27 protein-coding genes are annotated in these 25641 nt (G+C 70.4%); 20 read left to right on the top strand and 7 right to left on the bottom strand.

Going from position 1 to position 25641, the window contains the following annotated elements:
- Nucleotides 1–89: 89 nt before the first annotated feature.
- Nucleotides 90–713 carry a TetR/AcrR family transcriptional regulator gene (locus ACIBI9_RS21310; RefSeq protein ID WP_397223887.1) on the bottom strand — a complete coding sequence of 208 codons (624 nt, stop codon included), beginning with the start codon at nucleotides 711–713 and terminating at the stop codon, nucleotides 90–92.
- 63 nt (nucleotides 714–776) lie between these two features.
- Here ACIBI9_RS21310 and ACIBI9_RS21305 point away from each other — a divergent pair, with 63 nt between their 5' ends.
- The 7 genes from ACIBI9_RS21305 (at nucleotide 777) to ACIBI9_RS21275 (ending at nucleotide 4593) form a co-directional block, all read left to right on the top strand.
- Nucleotides 777–1169, top strand: coding sequence for a VOC family protein (locus ACIBI9_RS21305; protein ID WP_397223886.1), 393 nt, complete (start codon nucleotides 777–779; stop codon nucleotides 1167–1169).
- Nucleotides 1166–1654: a cupin domain-containing protein gene (locus ACIBI9_RS21300; protein WP_397223885.1), complete on the top strand. Its 489-nt coding sequence runs from the start codon at nucleotides 1166–1168 to the stop codon at nucleotides 1652–1654. Before ACIBI9_RS21305 ends, ACIBI9_RS21300 begins: the two co-directional genes overlap by 4 nt.
- Before the next feature lie 127 nt (nucleotides 1655–1781).
- Entirely contained in the window at nucleotides 1782–2009 is a 228-nt protein-coding gene (locus tag ACIBI9_RS21295; protein ID WP_397223884.1) for a hypothetical protein, read from the top strand.
- 249 nt (nucleotides 2010–2258) lie between these two features.
- Nucleotides 2259–2687: a DUF6294 family protein gene (locus tag ACIBI9_RS21290; RefSeq protein WP_397223883.1), complete on the top strand. Its 429-nt coding sequence runs from the start codon at nucleotides 2259–2261 to the stop codon at nucleotides 2685–2687.
- A 16-nt stretch (nucleotides 2688–2703) separates the two neighbouring features.
- Nucleotides 2704–3405, top strand: coding sequence for a hypothetical protein (locus ACIBI9_RS21285; RefSeq protein WP_397223882.1), 702 nt, complete (start codon nucleotides 2704–2706; stop codon nucleotides 3403–3405).
- 113 nt (nucleotides 3406–3518) lie between these two features.
- Nucleotides 3519–4088: a hypothetical protein gene (locus ACIBI9_RS21280; RefSeq protein WP_397223881.1), complete on the top strand. Its 570-nt coding sequence runs from the start codon at nucleotides 3519–3521 to the stop codon at nucleotides 4086–4088.
- A gap of 94 nt (nucleotides 4089–4182) precedes the next feature.
- Nucleotides 4183–4593 carry a hypothetical protein gene (locus ACIBI9_RS21275; protein WP_397223880.1) on the top strand — a complete coding sequence of 137 codons (411 nt, stop codon included), beginning with the start codon at nucleotides 4183–4185 and terminating at the stop codon, nucleotides 4591–4593.
- Here the strand turns inward: ACIBI9_RS21275 and ACIBI9_RS21270 are convergent.
- Nucleotides 4581–4994 (bottom strand): VOC family protein, encoded by a 414-nt coding sequence (locus ACIBI9_RS21270; protein ID WP_397223879.1) that lies wholly within the window; start codon nucleotides 4992–4994, stop codon nucleotides 4581–4583. The genes ACIBI9_RS21275 and ACIBI9_RS21270 overlap by 13 nt on opposite strands.
- Nucleotides 4995–5130: 136 nt before the next feature.
- Between ACIBI9_RS21270 and ACIBI9_RS21265 the strand changes: the two genes are divergently transcribed.
- The 4 genes from ACIBI9_RS21265 to ACIBI9_RS21250 all read left to right on the top strand — a co-directional run bounded on the left by ACIBI9_RS21265 (nucleotide 5131) and on the right by ACIBI9_RS21250 (nucleotide 8988).
- Complete coding sequence (locus ACIBI9_RS21265; protein WP_397223878.1) at nucleotides 5131–6003, top strand: sigma-70 family RNA polymerase sigma factor; 873 nt, start codon at nucleotides 5131–5133, stop codon at nucleotides 6001–6003.
- Nucleotides 6000–6434 (top strand): VOC family protein, encoded by a 435-nt coding sequence (locus tag ACIBI9_RS21260; RefSeq protein ID WP_397223877.1) that lies wholly within the window; start codon nucleotides 6000–6002, stop codon nucleotides 6432–6434. Before ACIBI9_RS21265 ends, ACIBI9_RS21260 begins: the two co-directional genes overlap by 4 nt.
- 208 nt (nucleotides 6435–6642) lie before the next feature.
- Nucleotides 6643–7083, top strand: a complete 441-nt coding sequence (locus ACIBI9_RS21255; protein ID WP_397223876.1) for a YdeI/OmpD-associated family protein — start codon at nucleotides 6643–6645, stop codon at nucleotides 7081–7083.
- Between the two features lie 426 nt (nucleotides 7084–7509).
- Complete coding sequence (locus ACIBI9_RS21250; RefSeq protein WP_397223875.1) at nucleotides 7510–8988, top strand: Nramp family divalent metal transporter; 1479 nt, start codon at nucleotides 7510–7512, stop codon at nucleotides 8986–8988.
- Here ACIBI9_RS21250 and ACIBI9_RS21245 read toward each other — a convergent pair.
- The 4 genes from ACIBI9_RS21245 to ACIBI9_RS21230 form a co-directional block, all read right to left on the bottom strand.
- Nucleotides 8960–11023, bottom strand: coding sequence for an alpha/beta hydrolase-fold protein (locus tag ACIBI9_RS21245; RefSeq protein WP_397223874.1), 2064 nt, complete (start codon nucleotides 11021–11023; stop codon nucleotides 8960–8962). The genes ACIBI9_RS21250 and ACIBI9_RS21245 overlap by 29 nt on opposite strands.
- A 129-nt stretch (nucleotides 11024–11152) precedes the next feature.
- Nucleotides 11153–12127 (bottom strand): ArsR/SmtB family transcription factor, encoded by a 975-nt coding sequence (locus ACIBI9_RS21240; RefSeq protein WP_397223873.1) that lies wholly within the window; start codon nucleotides 12125–12127, stop codon nucleotides 11153–11155.
- 189 nt (nucleotides 12128–12316) lie between these two features.
- A complete protein-coding gene (locus ACIBI9_RS21235; RefSeq protein WP_397223872.1) occupies nucleotides 12317–13336 on the bottom strand; it encodes a sporulation protein in 1020 nt (339 codons plus the stop codon).
- 35 nt (nucleotides 13337–13371) lie between these two features.
- Nucleotides 13372–14058 (bottom strand): GntR family transcriptional regulator, encoded by a 687-nt coding sequence (locus ACIBI9_RS21230; protein WP_397223871.1) that lies wholly within the window; start codon nucleotides 14056–14058, stop codon nucleotides 13372–13374.
- 271 nt (nucleotides 14059–14329) lie between these two features.
- Between ACIBI9_RS21230 and ACIBI9_RS21225 the strand changes: the two genes are divergently transcribed.
- From ACIBI9_RS21225 to ACIBI9_RS21195, 7 genes are all read left to right on the top strand, one after another.
- The gene (locus ACIBI9_RS21225) at nucleotides 14330–15646 is read left to right on the top strand and encodes an MFS transporter (RefSeq protein WP_397223870.1); all 1317 of its coding nucleotides are present in this window, start codon (nucleotides 14330–14332) and stop codon (nucleotides 15644–15646) included.
- Nucleotides 15647–15658: 12 nt separating this feature from the next.
- Nucleotides 15659–16546, top strand: a complete 888-nt coding sequence (locus ACIBI9_RS21220; protein ID WP_397224186.1) for a dihydrodipicolinate synthase family protein — start codon at nucleotides 15659–15661, stop codon at nucleotides 16544–16546.
- Nucleotides 16543–17679: a mandelate racemase/muconate lactonizing enzyme family protein gene (locus ACIBI9_RS21215; protein WP_397223869.1), complete on the top strand. Its 1137-nt coding sequence runs from the start codon at nucleotides 16543–16545 to the stop codon at nucleotides 17677–17679. Before ACIBI9_RS21220 ends, ACIBI9_RS21215 begins: the two co-directional genes overlap by 4 nt.
- 75 nt (nucleotides 17680–17754) lie before the next feature.
- On the top strand, nucleotides 17755–19002 hold the full coding sequence (locus tag ACIBI9_RS21210) for an RNA polymerase sigma factor (RefSeq protein WP_397223868.1): 1248 nt from the start codon (nucleotides 17755–17757) through the stop codon (nucleotides 19000–19002).
- Between the two features lie 195 nt (nucleotides 19003–19197).
- The gene (locus tag ACIBI9_RS21205; RefSeq protein ID WP_397223867.1) at nucleotides 19198–20496 is read left to right on the top strand and encodes a xylan 1,4-beta-xylosidase; all 1299 of its coding nucleotides are present in this window, start codon (nucleotides 19198–19200) and stop codon (nucleotides 20494–20496) included.
- 73 nt (nucleotides 20497–20569) lie between these two features.
- The gene (locus ACIBI9_RS21200; protein WP_397223866.1) at nucleotides 20570–20818 is read left to right on the top strand and encodes a hypothetical protein; all 249 of its coding nucleotides are present in this window, start codon (nucleotides 20570–20572) and stop codon (nucleotides 20816–20818) included.
- Nucleotides 20819–20855: 37 nt separating this feature from the next.
- A complete protein-coding gene (locus ACIBI9_RS21195) occupies nucleotides 20856–22334 on the top strand; it encodes a S8 family serine peptidase (protein ID WP_397223865.1) in 1479 nt (492 codons plus the stop codon).
- A 6-nt stretch (nucleotides 22335–22340) separates the two neighbouring features.
- On the opposite strand, the gene ACIBI9_RS21190 is transcribed toward ACIBI9_RS21195, so the two are convergent.
- Complete coding sequence (locus tag ACIBI9_RS21190; protein ID WP_397223864.1) at nucleotides 22341–22934, bottom strand: TetR/AcrR family transcriptional regulator; 594 nt, start codon at nucleotides 22932–22934, stop codon at nucleotides 22341–22343.
- Nucleotides 22935–23016: 82 nt separating this feature from the next.
- On the opposite strand from ACIBI9_RS21190, the gene ACIBI9_RS21185 reads away from it, so the two are divergent.
- Together ACIBI9_RS21185 and ACIBI9_RS21180 are read left to right on the top strand one after the other, a co-directional pair.
- Nucleotides 23017–23832, top strand: a complete 816-nt coding sequence (locus tag ACIBI9_RS21185; protein ID WP_397223863.1) for an alpha/beta hydrolase family protein — start codon at nucleotides 23017–23019, stop codon at nucleotides 23830–23832.
- An 88-nt stretch (nucleotides 23833–23920) separates the two neighbouring features.
- Nucleotides 23921–25324, top strand: a complete 1404-nt coding sequence (locus tag ACIBI9_RS21180) for an arabinose isomerase (RefSeq protein ID WP_397223862.1) — start codon at nucleotides 23921–23923, stop codon at nucleotides 25322–25324.
- The last annotated feature ends 317 nt before the right edge of the window (nucleotides 25325–25641 follow it).

The following is a 25641-nucleotide window of genomic DNA, read 5'->3' as shown; positions in this document are numbered from 1 at the left end:
CGGCCAGCGTAGCCCCGCAGGCCGGCCAGTGTGGGCCGGTTGGAGATGGCCGGCAGCTTCAGCAGCCCGAAGACTGAATTTCCTGATCGTCAGTGCGGCAGCAGGGCGTGCGACAGTTGGTCCGCGGCCCAGCTTTCCCACTGCCCCGTCGTCCATCCGCATTCGCGGATCATCACGAGAAACAGGTCCGGCGACAGCAGCCCGACGGTGATGTCGGTGGCTCGCCGTTCGGTCAGGCCGGGCCGCAAGGCGCGCAGCCCGGACAGGATGGCGACGAACGCCCCATGCGCGGTCTGACGCTGCTCGCTGTTGGCCGCCCATTGGTCGGCCATGTCGGCGTCGACGGCTGCCGCGTCACGGACGACCGCCAGTACGGGGGCGACCCGATCGAGTATGACGCCGCTCGCGTGGGTCCACCCTCGCACGACCGCCGCAGGGTCCCGCTCCGCCTGCAGGGCCGCGAACCAGGCCCGGCCCAAAAGCGGCACGGGCTCGTCGTCTCCGGCGGACGCGGCGTCGACCACGTGTTTGAGTAGCTGGCTCTTGCTCCCGTAGTGAAAGTACACAGTCTGCACCGACACCTCGGCCGTATCGGCGACCTGCTGGAAGGTCGTCCCGGCATATCCCCGCACCACGAACAGCTCGTACGCGGCCTGCACGATGCGGCCCTTGGTCTGCGCGGAGCGCCCTTTGGGGTTCTTGACGTCAGGCATTGATTTAGAGTACCACTTTAGAGTGTCACTCTATAGTCGCACTACAAAAGCCAGGAGTGGTTCATGACCGCGTTAGGTGGGTTCCACCACGTCAAGCTCCCTGTCTCCGACATCCACAAGAGTTTGGAGTGGTACAGACGCGTGCTCGGCCTTGAGGTGGCGATCGAATTCGTCGAGGACGGCGCGCTGCGCGGCGCCGCCTTACGCGACGCCGGCCAGAGCCTCATGCTCGCGCTCCGCGAGGAGCCCGAGCGAGCCGCCGCCCTGAGCGGGTTCGACCCGGTCGCGCTCGGCGTGCCGACCCTTCATGCGTTACACGCCTGGTCCGACCGCCTTGAGGCGCTGGGCGTGGGGCACTCCGAGATCGCCGAAGGCAGCGTGGGGTGGCTGATCAGCGGCATCACCGACCCGGACGGCATCGAGATCCGGCTCTACACGTTCCAGGAGCGGCCATGAGCGCATTGCACCTGCCCGCCGGCTCCGGCACCGTCCATCTGTTCCTCGGCACCACCATGACCGTGAAGGCGGGCGAACGGGAAACCGGCGGGGTTCTGACTCTCATCGAGCAGGAGTGCCCGCCCGGCTTCGCCGCTCCCCTGCACCTTCACCGACACGACGATGAGGCCTTCTACGTGCTGTCGGGAACCATGCAGGTCTCCTGCGGCGACAGGACGTGGCCGGCGGGCCCTGGTGCCTTCGTCCTGCTGCCTCGCGGGCAGCCCCACGCCTTCGTCAACCGCCAGGACCACCCCCTGCGACTGCTCCAACTGACCTGGCCGACCGGGTTCGAGCGCTTCGCCGCCGACATCGCCGCCCTCGGCGCCGGCCCACCCGACCCCGCGCGGCTCACCGAGGTGACCGCCCGCCACGGATACCAGATCATCGGCCCGCCCGCGGGGGCCGGACCAGGCCGATCACCAATTGGAGAGAACCCTCCATGACGAAATCCGCCGGGCCACAGGTGTCGCCATGACCATCTGCGCCGTACTGCTCAGGGACGGCGAGTGCCTCTGTCTTCGACCAAGCGACGTTCACCTGAAACCGCTACATGACCGCAGCCGGGGGTGCATGCTGTCCGGCGTCGGCATGATCCTCTTCGCGCTCACGATCACCGCGGACACCCTGCCGTTCGCGTACGCGGCCGACCCCGCGATACTGCCGGAGCCCCAGCTTTTCGACATCCTGAACGCGCATCTCGTCCCGGCGATCGCCGGCACCCAGATCGCCATCTCGGCCGCCATGCTGGTCGCGCTCATCGGGACGCTGCTGTCGAAGGCGATGCCACGCCGGCTGTAGATCGCGGGCATCGCGTACGTCATCGTGCGCCGGCCGAGAAGCTCGGCCGCGTCGCCGTCACGATCGCATACCCGCTGCAGGTCGCGCGCATCGCCGCCATCGGCTGGTACGGGCTTCGTACCGCGCTCAACAGCCGCTGACTCCGCAGGACCGCCGGCGTTCAGAGCCGGACCGGCGCCCACTCACGCCCGGAGTCCTCCCCGAGCGCAACCTGATCTCCCCACAGAAACGCCAGGAAGGGAACATTTCATGAGAAGCGCAGGCAGAACGATAAGCACAGCCGTAGCCGCCATCGCCCTCGCCCTCGCGGTACCGACCGCCGAAAGGGCGAGCGCCGCCACCCTCGAGGAGAAGACGTTCACCTGGAAGCGCCCCATGTACGCGGGCGACTGCGAAATCTCCTCCGGCGCGACGTGGACGCTGTACGCGAACGGCACCGCGCGACTGGACGCCACGGTGTTCAGCGTGGACGGCGATGACGCCTGGCTGATGTGGGCGCGACTGCTGGATGCGGACCGTGCCGTGCTCGGGGAGATCCGGGTGGCCGGAAGCAGCAGCACGAAGTTCGTCAAGAACCTGCCCGTCCAGTTCCGCAGGTACCGCTGGCTCGCCAGTGGCCGGTTCGACTCCGACCTGTTCGACCTGGTCGAGTACGTGTCGCTGAGCAAGCACTGCTGACCCCAAGGAGAAGATCATGAAGTACGTCACCTTCGGCGCGGCCGCCGGTCTGACCATCGCCTTGATGCCCGCCTCCGCCACTGCCGCGTCCACCGCACCGGGCCCGGACACCTGCCTGGTCGGCTACGTGTGGCGGGAGGCGCGTCCCACCGACCGGGTCTGCGTGACCCCGAAGGTCCGCGACAGGACCGCGCTGGAGAACCGGCTCAAATACATGAACTGGGTACCGGGCGCGTACGGCCCGCACACCTGTGTGAAGGGAATGGTGTGGCGGGAAGCCTTCGCGGGTGACGACGTCTGTGTCAACCAGAAAAGCCGCGACGAGGCGCTGCGGGACAACGCCGAAGCCGCCGATCGCAGGGTCACGGCCAAGCTGTGGATCACCAAATACCGCCTCGGACCGCAGGACAACGGCGACGGCACCGCCTCCACCACCTCGACCGACGACATCGAGCGGCTGAAACTGAACGGCAGCCACTACAACGTCGGCCAGGTGAGACTGTTCATCTACTACGACACCGGCAAGCTCTTCTGGAGCGGCACGGTCAGGGCCGCCAAGAACGGCGCGTACCCCGGTGGCAGTTGGGGCATGCAGACCGGCAAGTTCGACTGCTCGGCCCCGGGCAAGCCCGCCAACGCCTACGCCCGGGCCCAGGACGTCACCTCGGGCCGCTGGTCGCCCAAGGTCGCGGTCCGTATCGGCTGCGCCGTCTACTGAACGTCCGGCATCGGTCTCACAAGGACAGATCGCAAGCCGCCATCAGTCCGCATGAAAGCGATCCGCCATACACAAGGCGTGCCCCACTGGACCACTGGTGCGAGGAGACTCCCGTGCGTCGCGCAACATTCACCGCTCTGACCGGCGCCGCGATTCTGGCGGCAGGACTCGTTCCCCTCACGGCGACCCCCGCCAACGCCATGCCCGCCGGATGGTTCCACCTCCGGGGCACCACGAAGGACAAGACCGCTCCCTTCGCCCTTCGCGCCATGGACGTGCAATGGGCCCCCGACGGCAAGATCACTGGATTGGTCCGGTTGAACGCGAGCACGTTCGCCAAGGATTCGCAGCTGTGGAAGGTGCGATTTCCCACCACCGGAAAAATCGGCGAGGTCAAACTGGAGAACAAACTGACGGGACGATGCATCCTTTTCGGCGGCGGGCGCATGCAGGACGGCGGGGGCACCGCGGCGGGTCTGGGACCGTGCAGCAGCAACACCGTCTGGATGGCCATCCCGATGGGCCCCAACAAGTACGTCTTCCGCTCCCGGGCCAACGCCCCGGCCCACCCGATGTGTCTGAGCAAGAGCACGACGGGAAATCCGGAGTTCCTCAGACTCAAGGACTGCAGCGACAACCGCTTCACGCCCGAGATGGTCTGGGAAACGTACACATCAGGGTAGTGAACGGGGTCAGGAGACGGCGGCGTCCCGTCGCGGAGCCGTGGCCTCGGCCAGGGCCTTCTGCTCGGCTTCGACCAGGCTCCCGTGGCACCTGGTGGCGGTCACCGGCTACCCCGGCAAGGACGCCTTCATCGCCGACCCCGGGTCGCCGCTGCAGGGCCGCACCAAGCTTCTGAGCTGCACGGTCGCCACCTGCCGTTTCGGGTCAGCCGGACAGGGTCTGTGCTCCGAGCACCGCGACCGGTGGCAGCGTGCCGGGCGGCTCATCGCCACCACCTACGAACTGGCCCGGCGAAACTTGGCCGGACGGCGCGAAGGCCTCGTCCGACAACGGGCGGTGGTTCGGCGTCGACACGATCCCGCGGCGACGCCGAACCTCCTCGTCGGTGCCGGTCACGTCGGTCGTGCCGAGGGATCACCGGTTCGGCGGAGTCCGGCCGGCGTGCCCGGCAAGGGCCGCGTCACCCACTCGCCAGAGACCTTTCTCGGCGGCTACTCCGCGTAGGGCTGGTCCTCTCCCCGGGCGCTGTAGCCGAGGCTCCAGATGTAGCCGTCCGGGTCCGCGAAGGAGCCGCCGTACCCGCCCCAGGGCATGGCGCCGGCGGGCTTGAGGATCGTGGCGCCGGCCTTCGCGGCCTCCGCGATGATCTCGTCGACTCGCGCCTCACTACGGACGACGTAGGTGAGGACCAGTCCGCTGAAGCCGCTGCCTTCCGGGCTCGTGCCCACCTGGTCGGCCAGGCCTTCGCGGCCGTAGAAGCCAACAGGTGAGGCTCCGTCCGATTCGAAGAACACCGAGATGCCGTAGTCGTGTTCGACCTTCCAGCCGAGCCCCTCCGTGTAGAACTGCTTGGCCCGGTCCAGGTCTCGGACGCCGAGGAGGATCGAGCTGACGTGCGCTTTCACGCCTTGTCTCCTTTGTGCTTGAGGTGTATGTGCCGCCTGAACCCGCAGGCCGGACATCCGGGTCGGAGCCGGATGTCACATCGGCCTGGTTCCGCCGGTCAATTGATATGACCGGCGAAACGGAGGAATGTGACAGATGGCCGAGCAGGACTGGCTGAGCGAGCGGTTCGCCGAGCACCAGGACCGCCTGCGCGCGGTGGCCTACCGGATGCTCGGCTCACCGGGCGAGGCCGAGGACGCGGTGCAGGAGGCGTGGCTGCGGGTCGGCCGCGCCGACACCGGGCAGGTGGAGAACCCGGGAGGGTGGTTGACCACGATCGTCGCCCGGGTCTGCCTGAACATGCTCGAAGCACGCCGGACCCGGCGTGAAGAGTCGGCCGGGGCGCTGCCGCCCGAGCCGGCCGGGCCGCACGTGAGCCTCCATCCACCTGGCCAGGCCGGCCCCGAGGACGAGGCGCTGCTGGCCGATTCGGTCGGTGTCGCGCTGATGGTGGTGCTGGACACGCTGACTCCCGCCGAGCGGCTCGCGTTCGTCCTGCACGACGTCTTCGCCGTGTCGTTCGGCGAGATCGGCGCCATCATCGACCGATCCCCGGCGGCGGCCCGGCAGCTGGCGAGCCGGGCCCGGCGCCGGGTGCAGGGAGCTGCGAGCACATCCGATGCTGCGCGGTCGGCGAAGCGGGACATCGTCGAGGCATTCCTTGCCGCCTCCCGGAGCGGGGACTTCGCGGCCCTGCTCGAGCTGCTCGATCCGGACGTCGTGGTCGGCGAGATCCGCGGATACCACGCGGCGGCGACCTTCTTCGCCGGACGAGCTCAGGCCGCCCGGCTCGCTCTGGTCGACGGCGTACCGGCGGCCGTCTGGTCGCACCTCGGCCGGCCGAAGGCCGTCTTCACGTTCACCGTCAACGACGGGAAGATCACCCGCATCGATATCGGCACCGACCCCGACCGGCTTCGCGACCTCGACATCGTCATTCTTGCCGCCGGCGACAAGGAGCGGCCTTGACCCGCACGGATCTCAAGCTCTCGTCTTGCACTCTCGCTGTCCACGACCTCAACGAGGCGCTCGGCTTCTACGGTGACGTGCTCGGCTTCGAGATACGCGACGACGACGGGTCCGAGGGGATGCGACGGGTGAGCGTCGGCCCGCCGTCGCAGCCGGACGTGCGGATCGTCCTCGACTCCCCCGGCGCGGACCCGGGTGTCTCGCCGGCCAACCGGCAGGCGCTCGCAGACCTGATGGCCAAGGGCCTGCTGGGCCGTCTCGTCTTCGTGACCGACAGCTGCGATGCCACCTTCGAGCACATCGAGGCCGCGGGCACCGAAGTGATGCAAGAACCGATCAGCCAGCCCGACGGGGTCCGCGACTGTGCCTTCCTCGATCCCTCCGGCAACATGCTGCGATTCACCCAGCCGACGGGCCGACCGGCACCCTGAACGCGGCCACGGAAACGGGCCGCCTGCCGTCACCACCCTCACCGGGGCGAGGGCCCAGGACGGCTGGACGCGTGCCGCGCTCGTCCATGACCAGGCGCGGTGCTTGATCATCGTTGCCGCAGCCGTCCCGGGCACGGCGATAGCCTCGGCGAGGAAAGCGGACCGGTATCTGGGGCGGGGCGGGCCGGCAAGACAGCGGGAGCAGATCATGAAATTTCGAGCCTACGTCGAGCCTGCAGAGCCCATGAGAGGGCTGGAAGTTCCCGAAGGAGTCGTGGAGGCGCTCGCTGCAGGCAAGCGGCCGAGGGTGACCATCACGATCAACGGGCATTCATGGAAGAGCAGGGTCGCCATCATCCGCGGCCGCTACCTGCTCGGCCTGAGCAACGCCAACCGGCAGGCCGCTGGTGTCGTGACCGGCGACGAGGTCGAGGTGGAACTCGATGCCGAGCCTCCTGTCGTGGTCGAGCCCGCCGACTTCGCCCACGCCCTGGACGCCGATCCGGTCGCCCGCGCCGCCTACGACCGCCTGGCCTACAGCCACAAGCGCGAGCACGTGCTCGCCATCGAAAGCGCGAAGAAGCCCGAGACACGCGTACGGCGGATCGAAAAGGCCTTGGCAGCGCTGCGGGACCGGGAGCGTCCGTAGCGGGCCGACGCTGACAGCCGGTTCGGCGGAATGCTCGCGACCTGGACGCCCTGGTTGCCGCCTTTGCCCCGGACGGCGAGGTCACCCGTCCCGTCCGTGGGTACGGCGCCATCCGCGCGTGGGCGCATGCCGAGGTGATCGGCGGCACCCTGGAGGTGGTCTCCATCGCCGAGAGCGGCAGTCGAACGGGCAGAAGCTCCTGGTCCACTGGGCTCCGGCGGGATCCGGCGGATGGCGGGCGCACGGATTTCGGGGCCCGGGCGGCGGTGCGGGCGAGTGCTGGATGCCGGGCGGATCGGCGACGTCAACGGCGACCGCTATGACGAGGGGAAGGGGCGGAGGGGCACGGCATTCCGCATTCTGTATGGCATTTGGGTCTTGTAGCCGACCAAGTTAAGGATCACCCTGGCGGCAGGAGGCAGTGAGATGTCGCACCCACTCGGAGTAAGCCGACCGGATCTCGAAGTCACCGACCTACCCACGCCGGAAGAGGTCTTCAAGGTCTCCAAGATCGGCACCAAGGAACTGTTCAAGTACGCCGTAGGGCCGAGCCTGATCGCGCTCGGCATCTCCATCGGCAGCGGTGAGTGGCTGCTCGGGCCCCTGAACGTGGGGCAGTACGGATTCGTCGGCGTCGGCTGGGTCATCGTGGTCTCGGCGCTGCTGCAGACGTTCTACAACGTCGAGTGCTCGAGGTACGTCCTCGCCACCGGGGAGACGCCGGTGGTGGGGTGGGGACGGGTGCCGCCGGGGTGGCCGCTCTGGGTGCCGCTGTCCGTGCTCATCGTGATCTTCGCGTTCATCGCGGGCGGATGGGCCGCGTCGGCGGGTCAGGGCGTGTACGCGCTGGTCCACGGCGTCCCGCCGGCGGCCAACGACGTCGAGCCGCGCTGGTGGGCCGTCGGCCTGCTGGTGCTGGTGTTCCTGATCACCGCCGGGGCCAAGCGCATCAGCCGCGCGCTCGAGCTGGCGAACTGGGTGATGGTCGGCACCATCCTCCTCGCCCTGGTGGCCGTCGACCTGCTCGTGGTGCCGTTCAGCCAGTGGTGGGAGGGCATCCGCGGCTTCCTCACCCCGGCCGCTCCGCCCGCCGGGATCACGGCGACGCAGCTCGGCGCCCTGGCCGGGTTCACCGCGCTGGCCTCGGGCCTGAACTGGTACGTCATGGGCCACTACCGCGACAAGGGCTACGGCATGGGCCACCGCGTCGGCTACATCTCCGGCCTGCGCGGCGAGCGGCGCGAGATCCTGGCCAGCGGCGTCACGTTCCCCGACGACGAGCTCAACCGGGGCCTGTGGCGCAGGTGGTACCGGCTGCTGCTGACCGACATGTGGGGCGTGTTCTTCGTCGGAGCGATCCTCGGCATGCTGTTACCCACGATCCTCATGGCGCAGGCCGTCACGATGGCCGGGGAGAAGCCCACCCGGGCCAACGTGCCGACGTTCGTGGCCAGCGCGCTGGGCGAGCAGTACGGGCGGGTGAGCTTCTACGCCGCGCTCGTGATCGGCGTGCTGATCCTCTTCTCCACCCAGCTCGGCATCTTCGAGGCGATGGTCCGGGTGACGACCGACGCGGCGAACGCCACCAGCCCGCGCCTGCGCGCCCTGATCGCGGGGGACCCGCGCCGGTTCTACTACCCGTTCATGATCCTGCTGCTGGTCCTCATCTCGATCGTCATCTTCCAGTCGCTGCCGGTCGGCCTGGTGGAGTGGTCGGCCAACATGTCGAACCTGGGCGCGCTGATCTATCCGTTCCTGCTCATGTATCTGAACAGCAAGCTGCCGCGCCCGGCCCGCCCGCGCCCGTGGCACTACGTCATCCTCGTGCTCAACTTCCTGTTCTTCGGCTTCTTCTTCGTGAACTTCATCGCCGACTTCATCGGGGATCCGCTGGTGACGTTCTGACGAGGAAGACGTCGCCGTTGCCCGGCGCGTCGCCGCCCTTCGGGGCGCCGTAGGTCAGGCCCGTGATCGCCACCTCGCCCGACGGGGTGGCGGTCGCGTACAGGTTGGGCTCGGCGAAGGCGTCCACGCCGTCGTCCCTGGCGGTGCCGAGCTGGGCAGCGGCGCGCTGCCTGCCCTTGCCGTCCAGGCGCAGCGTCAGTACGTCGGCGCCGCCCGCCTGGACGCTCACCCGGCCCCGGGTGTAGCCGGCGACCTCGACCTCGCCGCCCGCGAGCGGGACCACGGCGGCGCCGGCATCCGTGGCGGTGGTGGCGAGGGTGTGCTGCCAGCGCTGCTTGCCCTGGCTGGTGTAGGCGGCGGTGTACGCGTCCCCGCCGATGCCGCCCGTGGCCACGGCCAGGCCCATCGTGGTGACGGCCACCGCGTTCAGCCGGTCGCTCGCGGTGCCGCCCGCCGTGGCGGCCCACTTCCTGGTGCCGTCCGTCGTGAACGCGGCCAGCCAGCCGCCGGGCGTGGTCGTGCCTGGCAGGACGGCACTGGCGCCGCCGGTGACGTAGACGTTCGAGGCGTCCGCGGCGACGCCGTAGGCCTTGTCCTCGCCCGCGCCGCCGTACTGGCGGATCCAGGACACCTCGCCGGCCGGAGTGAGGCGGGCGAGGATGGCGTCCTTGTCGCCGGCGTTGGCCCCGTCCAGCGCGCCCTTGGTGTAGCCCACGACGTACGCGCCGCCGTCGGGCGAGGCGGCCAGGCCGTAGAGGCGGTCGGCCACGCCCGGCACGCCGAACTGCGTGGTCCAGCGGACGGCTCCGGCGGCGTCGAGGCTGACCACGAACGCGTCGTCCGTGGTGTTGCCCGCGTGCCGCCCGTCCAGGTCGCCCTTGGTGTATCCGGCCGCCAGCACGCCGCCGTCCGGCAGGGCCGCCACACCGTACAACCGCTCGTCGGCCGCGGTGCCGAGCTGCTTGGTCCAGCCGCCGACGCGGGTGAGGACCGCGTTCCCGCCGGCCGCGTACCCGATGGTCAGGGAGCCGTCCGCGTGGGCCGCCACTCCCCCGGCCCAGTCGGGGCCGGCCGTTCCGTACAGCGGGGCGGGCAGCCCGGTCGGCGGCGTGACGCTGAGGCCCGGGCCCAGCTCGGCCATGGCCTGCTCGAAGGCGGGCTCCCACACCGTCCAGTCGTGACCGCCGTCCATGACGCGCAGCTGCGCGGAGAGCGCGGGCGAGCGCCGGGCCGCGTTGTAGAGGGCGGCTGACTCGAAGTCCAGGTCGTGGCGGGCGTCGGCGGGGTCCGGGTTGGCGTACTCGTCGTCGCCGACCGCCACGAACAGCCGCACCGGCAGGTCGGGGTCCAGCTTCGGCAGCAGGGCCGGGTAGTTGAGCTCCCGGTAGACCTCGTCGGAGAACTTCTCGCCGTCCTTGCCGAACGCCCCGTAGTCGCGGGTGGAGGAGTCGGACGGCGGCAGCGGCGTGTAGACGGCCGGGCTGAGCACGGCGGCGGCGCTGAACAGGTCCTGGTGCGCGAGTGCGAACCGCAGCGCGCCCGCGCCGCCCATCGAGTACCCGCCGACCAGGCGGGCCTCCCTGATGGGCGCCGTACGGTACGTCGCGTCCACGTACGCCACCAGGTCCCTGGTCAGGGCCGTCTCCACCGGCTCTCCTGGCAGGTCGGCGCCGGTGTAGCGGGAGTCCACGTACCAGCCGCCGCGCTCGCTCCAGGGGGCGTCCGGCATGACGGCGATGACGGGCGGGATGCGCTTGGTACGGATCATGTCGTCGAGCAGGGTCCTGACCCGGGTCCAGGCCTGCATGGTGTCGCCCCGCCCGTGGAGCAGGTAGAGCACGGGGTGGCGGTCGGTGCCGCGGTCGTAGCCGCTGGGCAGGTAGACGTTGAAGGCGATGTTCTCGCCCAGCGCCTGCGACGGGGCGGAGCCGGTGGTCAGCGTGCCGCCCGCCCGTACCTCCGTCTCGCCCGGAGCGGCCAGGAAGGTCAGTGACGCCAGGACGGCGAGCACGGCGAGCCAGCGGGGTTTGCGCATCAACCGCTCCCGTAAACGTTTACAGTACGCACCTTGCGGTGTTTCGGGAGAGTTTCGTGGTGAAGGTGTGGCCGTGTCAACCGCCTGCCCGCCGGGCGCGCCGGGGCGGGAAACCCCGGCGCGCCCGGCTCAGCGGCGGAAGACCTCCAGCAGTTCCTCCGCGCGCTGCGTGCGCGTGATCCACACCTCGCGCCCGCGCCGCTCCCTGGTGATCAGCTGCGCGGCGCTCAACCGGTCGCAGTGGTACGTGATGCTGCTGGGCGCGACCTGCATGCCCGCCGCCAGCATGCTCATGGTCATGGGCCGGCCGATCGCGACGAGCAGATCCGCGCGCACCGGCCCGACCAGCGCCGACAAGTCGTCGAACGCCGGCGCGACGGGCCGGTGCCACAGCGTCTCCGCTCCGGGGATGGGGTACGCGATCCAGACGGCCTCGTCGTGGTCCAGGCTGACGATGACCGCGTCCTTGCCCGCCAGCATCGGCACCAGGACGATCTTGCGATCCCCCAGCTCGAACGTGCTCGACTCCACGTCGGCGATGAGCAGCCCGCGCTCGCCGTACATGATGCGGCTGTTGAGGGCGCCGAGCAGCAGCTCGGGGCCGCCGCGGACGGCGGCGACGCCGACCCGCCGGACCTCTCTGTCCAGCAGCGCGCGGGCCCGCCTCCACACGGGCTCGGTGGTGTTCCAGACCCCGGCGAGGGCGTCGGTGTAGCCGTGCAGCCAGCGGGCGGGCCGCTCGGCCGCCGAGCGCCAGTGCGCGGGCAGCGGTCCCTGGCCGAACGCCTGCTCCAGATCCTTGAGCAGGTTGTCGGGCGGAAGGTCGCGCAGGGCGCCGATCTGGGCCTGCACGGAGATGTCTCCACCGGTGGGGGTGCGCGGCACGATGCTGTCGGGGACCACCGAGTAGCCGGGGGCGGCGAGTGGGCGTACCGCCTGGTGCCCCTGGGGGCTGATCCGCGAGCTGATCGCCTTGCGCCAGAGCTCCGGCAGACCGCGGCGGCGGCCCGCGAGAGCGTCGGCGATCATGGCGAGGGCGGTCAGGTGAGGCGAGATCGAGATGGACAGCTGCGGCGCGGAGGTGATGCGCAGTTCGCTCCACATAGTGGTGCTGATTACGTCGGCTCCTTCAGATCGGAATCGATCGGGTAACGATCTCCAACCTATTGCCGGTGGTTTCGTCCCACTTACAGCCTGGTTGCACGATTACGATCACGGAGCGCTTCACTTCGGACACCCGGCGCGGCCTGCGACGACCGGAGCACCGGTCGCCGCAGGAGCCGCGCTAGCGGGTCACCAGTCGCCGCCCTCGTCGTCTTCCTCGAAGATCTCCTCGACGATCTCCCCTGCCACGAGGCCCCCCACGACGCCCGCGGCACCGGCGGCGGCCACCGTGCCCCAGCCCGGACCGCCGCGGTGCTCGTCGTAGTGCCCGCCGTGGTGGTGCGGGTCGTAGTGTCCGCCGTGGAGGACCGGCCCATATTGGGACAGGCCGTCCAGCCAGCGGCCCAGCTCCCCCACCCAGTCGGTACGCAGGGCGTCGTCGTGGCTGACGTGGAAGCGGCCGATGGCGTCGCTCGACGAGAAGCGCCCGATGCGCTTGTCCGCCTCCAGCACCACCTCGAGCCCCGCCGGGTCGGCCACGAACGTCACCTCGACCTCGCCCACCCGGCCGGCGTAGTGGCCGGTCGGGTAGAACTCGATCTCCTGGTAGAACGGCAGCTGCTGGTGCACCCCGTACAGGTGACCCGCCTCCAGGTCGGCCGACCTGAACGCGAACCCGAGCCCCAGGAACGCCTCCAGGATGCGCAGCTGCGACGGCAGCGGCTCGATCGCGATCATGTCGAGGTCGCCCTTGTCGACGGCCTTGGCGATGGCCAGCTCCGTACGCACGCCGACCGCCATCCCGGTCAGCGGCTGCCCGGCGATCTCGCTGATCGGCGCCTCCCACGGCACCGGCAGCTCGAACCCGACGACCCGGTCCTCCCCCTTGCGCAGCGTGAACGGTCCGGAGACCCGCAAACTGGCGAACTCGCCGAGCCCGCCGTGCTCGCCGTTGCCGTGCTCGATCTCGACCCTCGCGACCAGGCCGAGGGTGATGTGCTCGATCTCGGCGTCGAAGTCGCCGCCCTTGAGCCGTACCTCCCCACGCAGCGTGCCGCCCGGCTGGGTCCGCGGGGTGGACAGCACGGTGTCCACCGAGGGCGCGCCGACGCCGAACGCTCCCAGCATCCGTTTGAAGACCACGGCTCTGTTCTCCCTGTCGAAGATCGGGTTGGGTTGTCTGCCGCAGGCCACAACGATCAACGCCATCCCCGGAGTTCCGCGCCCCGGAGCGTCGGCGGGAGTCAGGGAGTGGGATTTGGAGGTGGGGTGAGCCCGCCGGAGGCGTGGACGCGCTCGACGAAGCGGCAGATGTGGTCCCGGAGGAGGTCGGCGGCCTGCGACGGAGAGCCGGCCTGGGCGGCGTGCAGGATGCCGCGGTGCTCCTCGGCCTCGCGCTCCCACGTCGCCGCCCGGCTCCACGCCGCCGCCGAGATCAGCGCGGTCTGGTCGCGCAGGGAGTCGAGGGTGGAGACGAGCAGCGGGTTGCCGCACCCGGCATAGAGGGCGCGGTGGAAGTCGCGGTTGGCCAGGCTGCGATCGGCCCGGTCGGCGGCCTCGTCGGCGCGGCGCAGGGCGTCGGCGGCCGGGGTCAGGTCGGCGCCGCGCTGGACCGTACGGGCGACCGCCTCCGGCTCCAGCAGCACGCGCAGGTCGTAGACCGACTCCATCAGCGCGGTGTCCACCGTGCGCACCGTCGCGCCCTTGTACTCGCTCATGGTGACCAGCCCGGCCCCCGCCAGGGTCTTCAGCGCCTCGCGCACGGGCGTCTTCGACACCCCGAGCTGCTGGGCCAGGTCGGTCTCGACCAGGGGCTGGCCCGGCTGGAGGGCGCCGGTCAGGATCGCGTGCTTGATCGCCTCCAGGACGACCGTGCCCCGCGAGGACATTGACCTGGGCTGCCCGCCGAAGACTGGTGACGCGATGCTCATGACAAGAAGATATCTTACATCGCATCTCGTATATGACCGCTGTTTCCGTTACAGTCGCGTCAATTACCGACTTCAGTACCTTCACGAAGGGGGCTCGTACGAAGAGAGCCGTCCGGTGTGACCCGCGGACACGGGCCACACCGTTGATGACGGCTCACCACGCGCTGGACCGGACGGAACCCCGGAGGGCGTCGCGCCAACGACGCCGGCTGGGAACGCGATCCGGCGGTCCGGCGTGGCCACTGCACTGACTTGCAGCATGGAGCTCGAAATGCAGTCTAACTCCGCCATGCCCGCCCCCGCCGTGCCCGCGACAGCGCGACCCGCACGGTCCCGACTCCGCTGGACGATCATCACACTCTCGGGCCTCGGCCTGACGATCGCCTACCTCGACCGGTCCAGCCTCAGCGTCGCCAGCACCTACATGCAGCAGGAGCTGGGATTCGACCAGACCATGAAGGGGATCCTGCTCTCCTCGTTCTTCTGGAGCTACGCGATCTTCCAGCTCCCCTCAGGCTGGCTGCTCGACCGGTTCGGCCCCCGCGTCATCTATCCCATCGCCGTCGTGTGGTGGTCGCTGTGGACCGCCGCCACCGCCCTGGCCAGTGGCTTCGCCTCGCTGGTGGTCTGCCGGCTCGGCCTCGGCATGGGCGAGGCCCCCGTGCAGCCGGCCAACATCAAGGTGGTCTCCGCCTGGTTCCCGCGTAAGGAGCGGGCGCTGGCCTCCAGCCTGTTCGACACCGGCCAGCAGGTCGGCGTGGCCCTGTCCGTCCCGGTGGTGACCGGGCTCATCGCGGCCTTCGGCTGGCGGGCGGCGTTCGTCGTGATCGGCGTGCTCGGCCTGTTCTGGGTGGTCGGGTGGCTGATGATCTACCGCTCGCCGCGCGAGCACCCGCGCATCTCCCAGGCCGAGCTCGACTACATCGAGGGCGGCGACTCGGCCGTGCCCGACACCGGGCCGAAGATGCGCTGGATCTCGCTGCTGCGCTATCCGACCGTGTGGGGGCTGGTGCTCGGCTACATCTGCCGCTCGGCCACCGGCGCGTTCTTCCTGACCTGGTACCCGAGCTACCTGGTGGAGGACCGCGGTTTCACGATCCTGCAGCTGGGCGTGTTCGGCTCGATCCCGGCCCTGCTCGGGGTCGGCGCCACGATCGCGGGCGGCGCGTTCTCCGACTGGCTGGTACGCCGCGGCGTCCCCATCTCCCGCGCCCGCAAGATCCCCATCATCACCGGCATGCTGCTGGCCTCCACGATCGCGCTGACCACGTTCGTGCCGGGGAATGTGGCCGTCATGATCCTGCTGTCGGTCAGCAACTGCGCCCACTCCTTCGCCGGCGCCGCCATCCTCAGCCTGCCCGCCGAGGTGGCCCCGTCGCCGTCGGTGGTCGGCTCGGTCGCGGGCTTCCAGAACTTCGGCTCGCAGATCGGCAACATCATCAGCCCGATCCTCATCGGGTTCTTCCTGACGCTGAGCGGCAACTCCTACACCGGGCCCATGCTCTTCGCCGGGGCGATGGCCATCCTGGGCACGCTCATCTACGGGTTCGCGGTGAAGATCCGCCCGCTGAACGAAAGCAGAGGTTGATTCTTGCGTACTGTGCTGAACGACGTCGTGGCCGTCACGGTGACGCCCTTCGACGAGGGCGGCGCCGTGGATCTCGACGCCAACGCCAAGCTCGTGCGCAGGCTGGTCGACGCGGGTGTCAACGTGATCACGCCGAACGGCAACACGGGCGAGTTCTACGCGCTCAGCCCGGCCGAGCGGCGCCAGATGCTGGAGTCCACGGTGGCGGCGGCAGGTGAGGACGCCACCGTGCTGGCGGGCGTCGGGCTGGACGTGGCCTCCGCCGTGGAGTCCGCCCGGCAGGCCCGTGACCTGGGCGTGCCCATGGTGATGGTGCACCAGCCCGTGCACCCGTACGTGTCGGCCGAGGGCTGGGTGGCCTACCATCGCGAGATCGCCCGCGCGGTGCCCGAGCTGGGCGTCGTCCCCTACATCCGCAGCCCGCGCGTCGGCGGGGGCGAGGTGCGGCGGCTCGGCGAGGAGTGCCCTAACGTGGTCGGGGTCAAGTACGCCGTGCCCGACCCGGTGAGGTTCGCGTCGGTCGCCCGGGATGCAGGGCTCGACCGGTTCGCCTGGCTGTGCGGGCTCGCGGAGCCGTACACGCCGGCGTACTGGGCGGTCGGGGCGCGCGGCTTCACCTCGGGCCTGGTCACCGCGGCGCCCTCGCTGACGCTGCGGATGCGCGACGCGCTGCGCGCGGGCGACTATCCGGCGGCGATGGAGGTGTGGGAGCTGATCAGGCGGTTCGAGGAGCTCCGTGGGGCGGACGCCTCGGCCGACAACGTGTCGGTCGTCAAGGAGGCGCTCGCGCAGCTCGGGCTCTGCCGCCGCGACGTCCGGCCGCCCAGCCGGGCGCTGCCCGACGCCGTACGCGAGGAGGTGGCCACGATCCTGGCCGCCTGGCACGGAGGAGGAGCATGAAGATCACCGCGTTGCGGACGTACATGCAGCGCGTCGGGAACCGGCCTCGGCTGCTGGTGAAGATCGAGACCGACGAGGGCGTGTCCGGCTGGGGCGAGGCCTACAACCACGGCCCCGACCATGCCCTGCCGCCGGTGCTGGAGTACATGTTCCGGCAGATCGAGGGGGTGGATCCGCGGCGGGTCGAGTACGTGGTGCGCCGCCTGCTCCAGGAGGCCCGCTTCCCGCCGGGCGCGATCGGGCTGGCCGCCATCGCGGCCATCGACCAGGCGCTGTGGGACATCTCCGGGAAGGCGGCGGGCCTGCCGGTCTACATGCTGCTCGGCGGCAACGTACGCGACCGCGTCCCGGTCTACTGCGGCGTCTACACCGCGCCCGACCCGCCCGCCTGCCGCGACCTCACCCAGGAGCTGAACGACCGGTACGGCTTCACCGCCTTCAAGCTGAGCCCGTACCGGCGCGACCTGTACGCGGGCCGGTGGGGCAACGTGGTCAAGGAGGCGGCCGACTACTTCGCCGAGATCCGCTCGATCAGCCCGCCGGAGTGGGAGTTCGCCTTCGAGGCGCACGCCCGCATCTTCGAGCCGCGCCAGGCGATCCAGCTCGGCAACGCGCTGGCGCCGTACGACCCCCTCTGGTTCGAGGAGCCGATCCGGCCCGAGTACATCCCGGCGTGGGGGCACCTGCGCTCCCAGCTCAACGTGCCGCTCGCGACCGGCGAGTCGCTGTTCCTGCCGCAGGACTTCCTGGCCCTGCTGACGGCCGGCGGCGCGGACATCGTCCAGCCGGACGTGTGCGTGGTCGGCGGGCTGGCGCAGCTGCGCCGGATCGCCGCCATCGCCGAGGCGCACTTCGCGAGCGTGGCCCCGCACAACCCGATGGGGCCGCTGGCGACCGCCGTGAACGTGCACTTCGCGGCCGCCCATCACGGGCTGAAGCTGCTGGAGTACAAGCCGGATGAGACGACGTGGTGCCCGGACCCGTACCTGCCGGTGGACGGCTACCTGGAGCTGCGGCCCGACCGGCCGGGCTGGGGGGTGGAGATCGACGAGTCGGCCCTGCGCACCGACGACTACGTGCATTGGGAACGCGTCCTCCCCATCCGCCCGGACGGCTCCACCGGATACGTCTGACGCCCACCGGGGCTGAAATTCTGCCGTCGTCCGCGAACACGTAGGGAGTGAGACCCCACAGCGTGAGGATGACGCGTGAATGAACAAGACGACCAGTCCCGGTTCGAGGCGGTTTACCGGCGCACTCATGAGCAGATCCTCGGCTACGCCGTGCGGCGGTGCTCCTCTCCGGAGGACGCCGCCGACGTCGTGGCCGAGACCTATGTGATCGCCTGGCGGCGGATCGCCGAACTCCCGGACGGCGAGGCCGGCAGGTTGTGGCTGTACGGCGTGGCCCGGCGGGTCCTGGCCAACCACCGCCGCGGCGAGCGGCGCCGCCTCACCCGGCACACCGAGCTCACCGACGAGATCGAACACCTCTACGCCGCCACCTCCCACCAGAACGAGCACCAGAGCGAGCACGACGGCGTGGACGAGGCCATGAGCATGCTCTCCGACGCCGATCGCGAGCTGCTCGCCCTGGCCCTGTGGGAGGAGCTCGACCCAGGCGAGATCGCCCAGGTGCTGGACTGCTCCCGCAACGCCGCCCGCATCCGCCTGCACCGGGCCCGCAAACGCTTCGCCAAGGCGCTGGAACCCGCTCCGGCCCGGCGCCGGCTCATGCCCTCCCCTCGCCGCGCCCTGCTCGGCCTGGCCGTGGCCGCCGCGCTGGCGGGAGCCGTCGTCGTGGGGCCGTCCCTGTTCGGAGCGTCCGAGCAGGTGTACGCCAGCCAGGCCGTGACGATCGACCGCGTCGGCGACGAGTACGCCTTCTACTTCACCGAAGGCGACCCCGATCCCGCCGAACTGAAGAAGGCCTTCCACAAGGTCGGCCTGGACAACCTCACGGTGACGCTGATCCCCGTCTCGCCGCGGCAGCCGGGCTCCGTCTTCGGATTCGAGAAGTCCGACCCCGACGCGAAGGCGACGTTCACCGGGGACAGCTGCCCCGAGCGGGTCGACGACTGCATCACGGCCTTCAGCGTCACCGCGGACATCGAGGGGCCCGCTGAGGTCAGGCTGGGCCGCCCGGCGAAGCCCGGGGAGAAGTACGCCTACCCCGCCGACGCCAGTTGGCCGGGCGAGGCGCTGGCCGGGGTGAACCTCCAGGGACGCTCGGCGGCCGAGGCGGCAGGCGTCGTGCGCGAGCACCACCTGAAGGTGTCCTACGCCCTCGACTGGCCGCTGCGGAACGGCGACAAGGGCTGGCGTGTCGAGGAGGACGTGCCCGCCTCCCGCATCGATCCAGGCTGGCAGGTGGCGACGGCGGACACCTACAACGACGGCGTGATCGTCCTGCACGTGGTGCCGGGCCCGTCAGCCACCCCGCCGCCCGGATTCTGACCGGACCCGATGCTGGATAACGATTAGCTGTGAACCCCGCTCCCGATGTGCCCCTTTCAGGCGACCCGTGGAACGCTACAGACGGTATACCAGTGGCGAGGATCAGGTGAGAATCGGGTGGCATCGACTAGCGGGGGATCGATCTTGCGGAGGCTCGGCAGAGCGAGCGTCTTAGCGGCCGTCATGGCGCTGGCCATGACCAGCTGTTCCTTCGCTGGGCCCGCGGAGCAGGGGACCACGGGCGCCCAGCAGAAGGAGCAGCAGCAGTCTCCCGCCACGTCCCAGGCGGCGCCCGAGGCGCCGCCGAAGGTGGACGACGGCTGGCCGCGCTGGGGCTTCACCCATACGGGCGTCAGCGCCAACAACATCACCCCGCAGTTCGAACGCGACGTCGCCGGGCGGCTCTCGCAGACCCCGATGCTGCAGAACCAGCACATCATGGGGTTCGGAGCGCTCAACCCCGAGCCCTACCCGGGGCAGTACTTCTGGGAGGACCTCGACAGCCGGATCAACCTGATGAGGGAGTCCGGCGGCGTCCCCGTCGTCACGCTCTGCTGCGCCCCCGACTGGATGAAGGGCGGCCCCCAGGGTCCCACCGAGGAGTCGGCCTGGAAGGAGCACCTGGAGGACGCCCCCTACCCCGAGCACTTCGACGACTTCGCCAAGCTGGCGGCGGCCGTGGCCACGAGGTACAAGGACGTCAAGTACTTCATGGTCTGGAACGAGTTCAAGGGCTTCTGGCGCGACCACTCCAAGCCCGCGGACTACAAGGGCTACACCGAGCTGTACAACAAGGTGTACGCCGCGGTGAAGCAGGCCCGGCCCGACGCCAAGGTCGGCGGCCCATACCTCGGCTTCGACAGCAACAAGGGTGGTAACTCCGAGCTGCGCGGCGACTGGGGGGTCGTCAACCAGAACGTCCTGGACGCCTTCAACTACTGGTTCGAGAACAAGAAGGGCGCCGACTTCGTCGTGGTCGACGGCGCCTCGCCCACCGACGCGCACGAGCTGCTGCCCGACGAGTTCGGGGCGCTGGCGAAGTTCGGCGCGGTCACCAAGTGGCTGCGGGACAAGGTCGGCGACCTGCCGGTCTGGTGGTCGGAGTGGTACTTCGTGCCCGAGGACGGCACCACCTGGCCGGAGAACAAGCGGATCGCGGTGCAGGCCGCCTCGATGATCGAGTTCGCGAGCAGCGGCGCCGCCACGGCCCTGTACTGGAACCCGCAGACCAAGGACCGCGACTGCCAGCCGTGCCTGTGGGACCCGCGCAGCGGCGCCGAGACGGGCACCGGCCGGCTGCTGGCGAACTTCGTCAAGTGGTTCCCCGCCGGGGCCGAGCTGGAGCAGGTCACCTCGTCGGACGCCAAGGTCAGGGTGCTCGCGCAGCCGCAGCAGCTGCTGCTGGTCAACACCGCCGACTCCGCCGTGACCACGACCGTGGACGGCAAGGAGTACGCGCTCAAGGCGTACGAGATCAAGTGGACCGGCCGCTGAGGGTCGCAACCCCAGGGTAATCCCTGGGCCGTTCCCTGTGTCGCGGCGTGCCCCGCGGGCGGAGCCTGAGGGCATGGCCGCTGAGGGTGACATCGTCTCGGCCGAGGTCGAAGCGGCGCCTGGCCGGCAGCGCCAGGCGGCAGCCGCTCTGGCGTGCCTCGGGCTCAAGGTGCTCCACATCGGGACGACGATCAGCGTCAGCGCGCCCAGGGACGTGTGGGAGCGGGTGTTCGGCCTGCCTCAGCCGGCGGTGCCCGCCGAGCTGAGCGGGGACGTGGTCGCCGTGCACCGGGTGGAGCCGCCCGACTTCCATGCCCTCTGACGACCCGTCCACCGGTCTCATCTCGCAAAGGAGCGACATGACCACGATGACCGAGCGACGTGAGGACACCGTCTACTTCGAAGCGGCCCTGCGGCCGGAGAGCGGCGCCTCGATGTTCGCCGAATCCTCGGCGGCGCAGACCGCGAGCCTCGACCAGCTCAAGCCGGCCCCCGGCCTCGCCGAGCGCACCGCGAACGCGCTCCAGGCCAAGGGCTTCACGGTACGGCACGTCGGCACGTACTCCATCAGCGGCGAGGGACCGCGATCGCTGTGGGAGAGCACGTTCGGCACCCACGTGGAGGTGCGCCAGGCCGAACTGACAGGCCGTCCGCCGGACGTGACCTCCACGACCGGTGCCCAGGTGTCCTATCTGTCGCACGTGAGCGGCGAGCCGTTCTCGATCCCGCCGGACCTGGAGCCGTACATCGAGCGGGCCTACCCGCAGGCCCCGCCGCGCTTCTTCGGGGCCTCCCCCATCCCGCCCCGCGTCGGCTACCACCACCTGCGGGTGCCCGACGACGTGGCGCTCCTCCTGCGCGCGCACCAGGTGCACGACCGCGGGGTGACGGGCCGCGGCGTGCTGGTCGCGATGCCCGACACGGGCTTCTACCGGCACCCCTTCTACGACCACCACGGCTACAACTACAACGCCACGCTCGCTCCCGACGCCACCGCGGTGCAGCACGACGAGTACGGGCACGGCACCGCCGAGGCTGCGAACATCTTCGCCAGTGCCCGCGACATCGACTTCGTCGGCGTCAAGATGGGGGCCAACCCCACGCTCGCCTTCAAGACGGCCTCCGACCTGTCGCCGGCGGTCATGACCAACAGCTGGGGCTTCCACCTGCCCAACGTGACCTCCCTGCCGAACGCGCTGCGCCCGCTGGAGCTGGCGGTCATCGAGGCGGTACGCGAGCGCGGCATCGTCGTCTGCTTCTCGGCGGGCAACGGCCACGTCGCCTTCCCGGCGATGATGCCGGACGTCATCGCGGTCGGCGGCGTCTTCGTGGACGAGACGATGGCCAACGGCGAGTTCAGGATGGAGGCCTCCGACTACGCCAGCAGCTTCGACAGCCTCATCTACGCCGGGCGGCACGTGCCCGACGTGTGCGGGCTGGTGGGCAAGCAGCCGCGCGCCATCTACATCATGCTGCCCGTCGAGCCGGGCGACGAGATCGACACGAGCCTGGCGGGGCCCGGCTACCCGAACAAGGACGGCACGGGCAAGGACGACGGCTGGGCCGTGATCAGCGGCACCAGCGCGGCCTCACCGCAGGTCGCCGGGGTGTGCGCGCTGCTCAAGCAGGCGCAGCCGGGGCTGTCGCCGGCCCTCGTCAAGGCCGTGCTCAAGGCGTCGGCGCGGGACGTGGTCGACGGCAAGAGCGCGATGGGCGAGGTGGCCACCGACGGTTACGACGGGCCGACCGGGTCCGGGCTCGTGAACGCGGAGGCCGCGTACCGGCTGGCCCGCTCGGTCACGCCGCGCAACCTCCACACCCTCCCGCCGCCGCGCTGACGGATCTCAGGCCGTGCCCTCGCCCTGCTGGCGCAGCAGGGCGAGGGCCGCCTGCTTGGCCGTGGCGGCGGCGTCGCGCAGGCCGTGGTGGTCGGCGAGCACGGTGGCGCCCTCGACCAGCATCAGCAGCTGCCTGCCCAGGACCTCCGGCCGCCGGGCGCCGGCCCGGCGGGCGATGCCGGTCAACAGGTCGAGGTGGCGGTCGAGATGCCGGGCGGCGAGGGTGCGCGGGACGCCGTCGTGCCACTGGGTGGACGCGTTGACGATCGCGCAGCCGCGGAAGGCGGGCTCGGCGTACCAGCCGTCGAGCGCGTCGAAGACGGCGGCGAGCTGGGCGGCCGGGTCGTCGCCCGCCGCCTGCGCCGCCTCGCGCAGCCAGCCTACGACGTGGTCGCTGCGAGCCTCCAGCACGGCCTGGACCAGCCCGTCCTTGGAGCCGAAGTGCCGGTAGAGCGTCTCCTTGGACGCGCCGACGGTCGCGCACAGCTCGGCCACGCCGATGCCGTCGAGGCCGCGCTCGTAGAGCAGGCCGGTGGCGGCGCGCAGGATGGTCGCCCGGGTCTGGACGGGGTCGAGGGACGCGCCTTTGGGTACGGGCATACGTCAGATGGTACCGGCCGGTTCCAAGTCTCTGCTAAGTTTCGCATCGAAACGACCGGTTCGATGACGGACGGAGACCCGCGTGACCGACGTGTACGACCCTCCCACCACTCTCACGCCGCCGGCCAGCACGCCCGCGGTCACGTTCGAGAGTGGCGGCCACCGGCTGCTCGGCGTCCTGCACCTCCCGGCCGGGCCCGGACCCCATCCGATCGTGGTGCTGCCGCACGGCTTCCCGGGCAACGAGCGCAACTTCGACCTGGCCCAGGCGCTGCGCCGGGCCGGCTACGCGGCGCTGGTGTTCCACTACCGGGGCTCGTGGGGCGTGGGCGGGTCCTACTCGTGGCGGCACGTGCTGGAGGACGCGGCCCGGGTGGTGGAGGCGGTGCGCGAGGACTCCCGGCTGGACCCGGCGCGGCTCGGCGTGGTGGGGCACAGCATGGGCGGGTTCGCGGCTCTGATGACGGCCGCCGCCGATCCGGCGGTACGCGCGGTCGCCTCGGTGGCGTGCTTCGACGTGGGCCCGGCCGCCGCGGCGTGCCTCGCGGATCCGGCGGTGCGGGCGGCGTACGTACGGGATTTCGAGGGCGAGCTGCTGCCACTGCGGGACACCAGCGGCGCGGCGCTGGTGGCCGAGATGGAGGCCAACGCCCAGGAGTGGAGCCTGGCCTCGCTCGCCCCCCGCCTGGCCGACCGGCCCGTGCTGCTCATCGGCACGGGACGCGACCCCGTCACGCCCGCGGAGACGCACCACCATCCGCTGGTCCGGGCCTACGAGGCGCATCCGGTGCCGCGGCTGGAGCACCACCTGTTCCCCACCGACCACGCCCTGTCCGACCACCGGCTGACCCTCACTCACACGGTCCTGGACTTCCTGAACCGCACGCTCCACCCCTGATGCCCTCTGGTGAGGTTTTGGAAAAGATCTATACTTTTGTCCGAAACTCCCCCGGCATCCTCCCTTCACCCTTCAGGAGGGCATCACCGTGGCAAGCAAGACGAAGACCCGTGTCGGACTGGTCGCCGGCGGGCTGGGCGCATATTGGCCGCAGTTCCCCGACCTCCTCCCCCAGCTCCAGCGATCGGCCGACCGGGTCTCCGAACGGATGCGGGAGCTGGACGCGGAGATCGTGGACGTCGGGTTCATCTCCGACGCCCAGGAGGGCGCGGTCGCGGCCGAGAAGCTGCGGGCCGCCGACTGCGATCTCATCGTCGGGTTCCTCACGACGTACATGACGGCCACCATGCTCGTGCCCATCGCGCAGCGCAGCGGCGCGCCCGTGCTGCTGATCAACCTGCAGCCGACCGAGTCGATGGACCACGCCACCTTCGACACCGGCCAGTGGCTCGCCTACTGCGGCGCCTGCCCGCTGCCCGAGATGGCCAACGCCTTCCAGCGGTGCGGCATCCCGTTCCGCTCGGTGTCGGGCTACCTGGAGGACGAGCGCGCCTGGACCCGCATCACGAGCTGGGTGCGGGCCGCCGGGGCCCGCGCGGCCCTGCGGCACGGCCGCCACGGCCTGATGGGACACCTCTATCCCGGCATGCTGGACGTCTCCACCGACCTCACGCTCGTCTCGGCGAACTTCGGCGGGCACGTCGAGGTGCTGGAGTTCGACGACCTGCGGGTACGCGTGGAGAAGGTCACCGACGCCGAGGTCGCCGCCAAGCGCGCCGAGACCGAGAAGATCTTCGAGCTGGCCGACAGCGTCAACGGCACCGACCTCGAGTGGGCCTGCCGCGTCTCCGTCGGCCTGGACCGGCTGGTGGAGGACTTCTCGCTGGACAGCCTGGCGTACTATCACCGCGGCCTGGACGGGGAGACGCACGAGCGGCTGGGAGCCGGGATGATCCTGGGCGCGTCCCTGCTCACCGCGCGCGGCATCCCGGCGGCCGGCGAGTACGAGCTGCGCACCAGCCTGGCCATGCTGATCATGGACCGGCTGGGCGCGGGCGGGTCGTTCACCGAGCTCCAGGCGCTGGACTTCCACCGGGGCCACGTCGAGATGGGACACGACGGCCCCGCGCACCTGGCCATCAGCGCCCGCAGGCCGCTCCTGCGCGGGCTCGGCGTCTACCACGGGAAGCGGGGGTGGGGTGTTTCCGTGGAGTTCGACGTCAAGCACGGGCCGGTGACGGCGTTCGGGATCATCCAGCGCCGCGACGGCCGCTTCGCCCTGGTGGCCTCGGAGGGCGAGACCGTGGACGGGCCGCACCTGCAGATCGGGAACACGACGTCCCGCGTGGACTTCGGCCGGGACCCCGGCGAGTGGACCGACGACTGGAGCGCCACCGGCATGTCCCACCACTGGGCCCTCGGCACCGGCCACCGCGGCGCGGAGCTCAAGGCCCTGGCCCATCTGATGGAAACGGACTACATCCAGGTGTGACCCCTGGGCGCCCCTGCCGGGCCCGGGCCGCCGCAGGGCCCCGGCAGGGGCGTTCGGAGGGCTACTTTTACCTCCGCTTGCCGATCGATCAACGGGCCGCGGGGCTGAGCGGGGTGCTCAAGCTGTCCGGGTGATCGCCGTTCAGGGCTTCAAGAATGTCCGAACGGGAGGGCCGCTTCATGACGAACATTTCGCAAACACGTCAAGCGAGATCTTCCTCAGCGCCCTTCCGCTAGATCTACGCCCTGGCGCACCGTAAGCAATCTGCTACGTACGTGCGTGTATTCTGCCCATATGCGAGGTTTCAGACAATTCGG

The sequence above is a fragment of the Nonomuraea sp. NPDC050451 genome (genome assembly GCF_044458585.1).
This window is presented reverse-complemented; position numbering and strand designations above follow the sequence as displayed.

What these genes read in the sequence shown, in the direction of transcription:
- ACIBI9_RS21310 (WP_397223887.1), bottom strand. Translation starts at nt 713, where the DNA reads ATGCCTGACGTCAAGAACCCCAAAGGGCGCTCCGCGCAGACCAAGGGC.
- ACIBI9_RS21305 (WP_397223886.1), top strand. Translation starts at nt 777, where the DNA reads ATGACCGCGTTAGGTGGGTTCCACCACGTCAAGCTCCCTGTCTCCGAC.
- ACIBI9_RS21300 (WP_397223885.1), top strand. Translation starts at nt 1,166, where the DNA reads ATGAGCGCATTGCACCTGCCCGCCGGCTCCGGCACCGTCCATCTGTTC.
- ACIBI9_RS21295 (WP_397223884.1), top strand. Translation starts at nt 1,782, where the DNA reads ATGCTGTCCGGCGTCGGCATGATCCTCTTCGCGCTCACGATCACCGCG.
- ACIBI9_RS21290 (WP_397223883.1), top strand. Translation starts at nt 2,259, where the DNA reads ATGAGAAGCGCAGGCAGAACGATAAGCACAGCCGTAGCCGCCATCGCC.
- ACIBI9_RS21285 (WP_397223882.1), top strand. Translation starts at nt 2,704, where the DNA reads ATGAAGTACGTCACCTTCGGCGCGGCCGCCGGTCTGACCATCGCCTTG.
- ACIBI9_RS21265 (WP_397223878.1), top strand. Translation starts at nt 5,131, where the DNA reads ATGGCCGAGCAGGACTGGCTGAGCGAGCGGTTCGCCGAGCACCAGGAC.
- ACIBI9_RS21255 (WP_397223876.1), top strand. Translation starts at nt 6,643, where the DNA reads ATGAAATTTCGAGCCTACGTCGAGCCTGCAGAGCCCATGAGAGGGCTG.
- ACIBI9_RS21250 (WP_397223875.1), top strand. Translation starts at nt 7,510, where the DNA reads ATGTCGCACCCACTCGGAGTAAGCCGACCGGATCTCGAAGTCACCGAC.
- ACIBI9_RS21245 (WP_397223874.1), bottom strand. Translation starts at nt 11,023, where the DNA reads ATGCGCAAACCCCGCTGGCTCGCCGTGCTCGCCGTCCTGGCGTCACTG.
- ACIBI9_RS21240 (WP_397223873.1), bottom strand. Translation starts at nt 12,127, where the DNA reads ATGTGGAGCGAACTGCGCATCACCTCCGCGCCGCAGCTGTCCATCTCG.
- ACIBI9_RS21235 (WP_397223872.1), bottom strand. Translation starts at nt 13,336, where the DNA reads ATGGCGTTGATCGTTGTGGCCTGCGGCAGACAACCCAACCCGATCTTC.
- ACIBI9_RS21230 (WP_397223871.1), bottom strand. Translation starts at nt 14,058, where the DNA reads ATGAGCATCGCGTCACCAGTCTTCGGCGGGCAGCCCAGGTCAATGTCC.
- ACIBI9_RS21225 (WP_397223870.1), top strand. Translation starts at nt 14,330, where the DNA reads ATGCAGTCTAACTCCGCCATGCCCGCCCCCGCCGTGCCCGCGACAGCG.
- ACIBI9_RS21215 (WP_397223869.1), top strand. Translation starts at nt 16,543, where the DNA reads ATGAAGATCACCGCGTTGCGGACGTACATGCAGCGCGTCGGGAACCGG.
- ACIBI9_RS21205 (WP_397223867.1), top strand. Translation starts at nt 19,198, where the DNA reads ATGACCAGCTGTTCCTTCGCTGGGCCCGCGGAGCAGGGGACCACGGGC.
- ACIBI9_RS21200 (WP_397223866.1), top strand. Translation starts at nt 20,570, where the DNA reads ATGGCCGCTGAGGGTGACATCGTCTCGGCCGAGGTCGAAGCGGCGCCT.
- ACIBI9_RS21195 (WP_397223865.1), top strand. Translation starts at nt 20,856, where the DNA reads ATGACCACGATGACCGAGCGACGTGAGGACACCGTCTACTTCGAAGCG.
- ACIBI9_RS21190 (WP_397223864.1), bottom strand. Translation starts at nt 22,934, where the DNA reads ATGCCCGTACCCAAAGGCGCGTCCCTCGACCCCGTCCAGACCCGGGCG.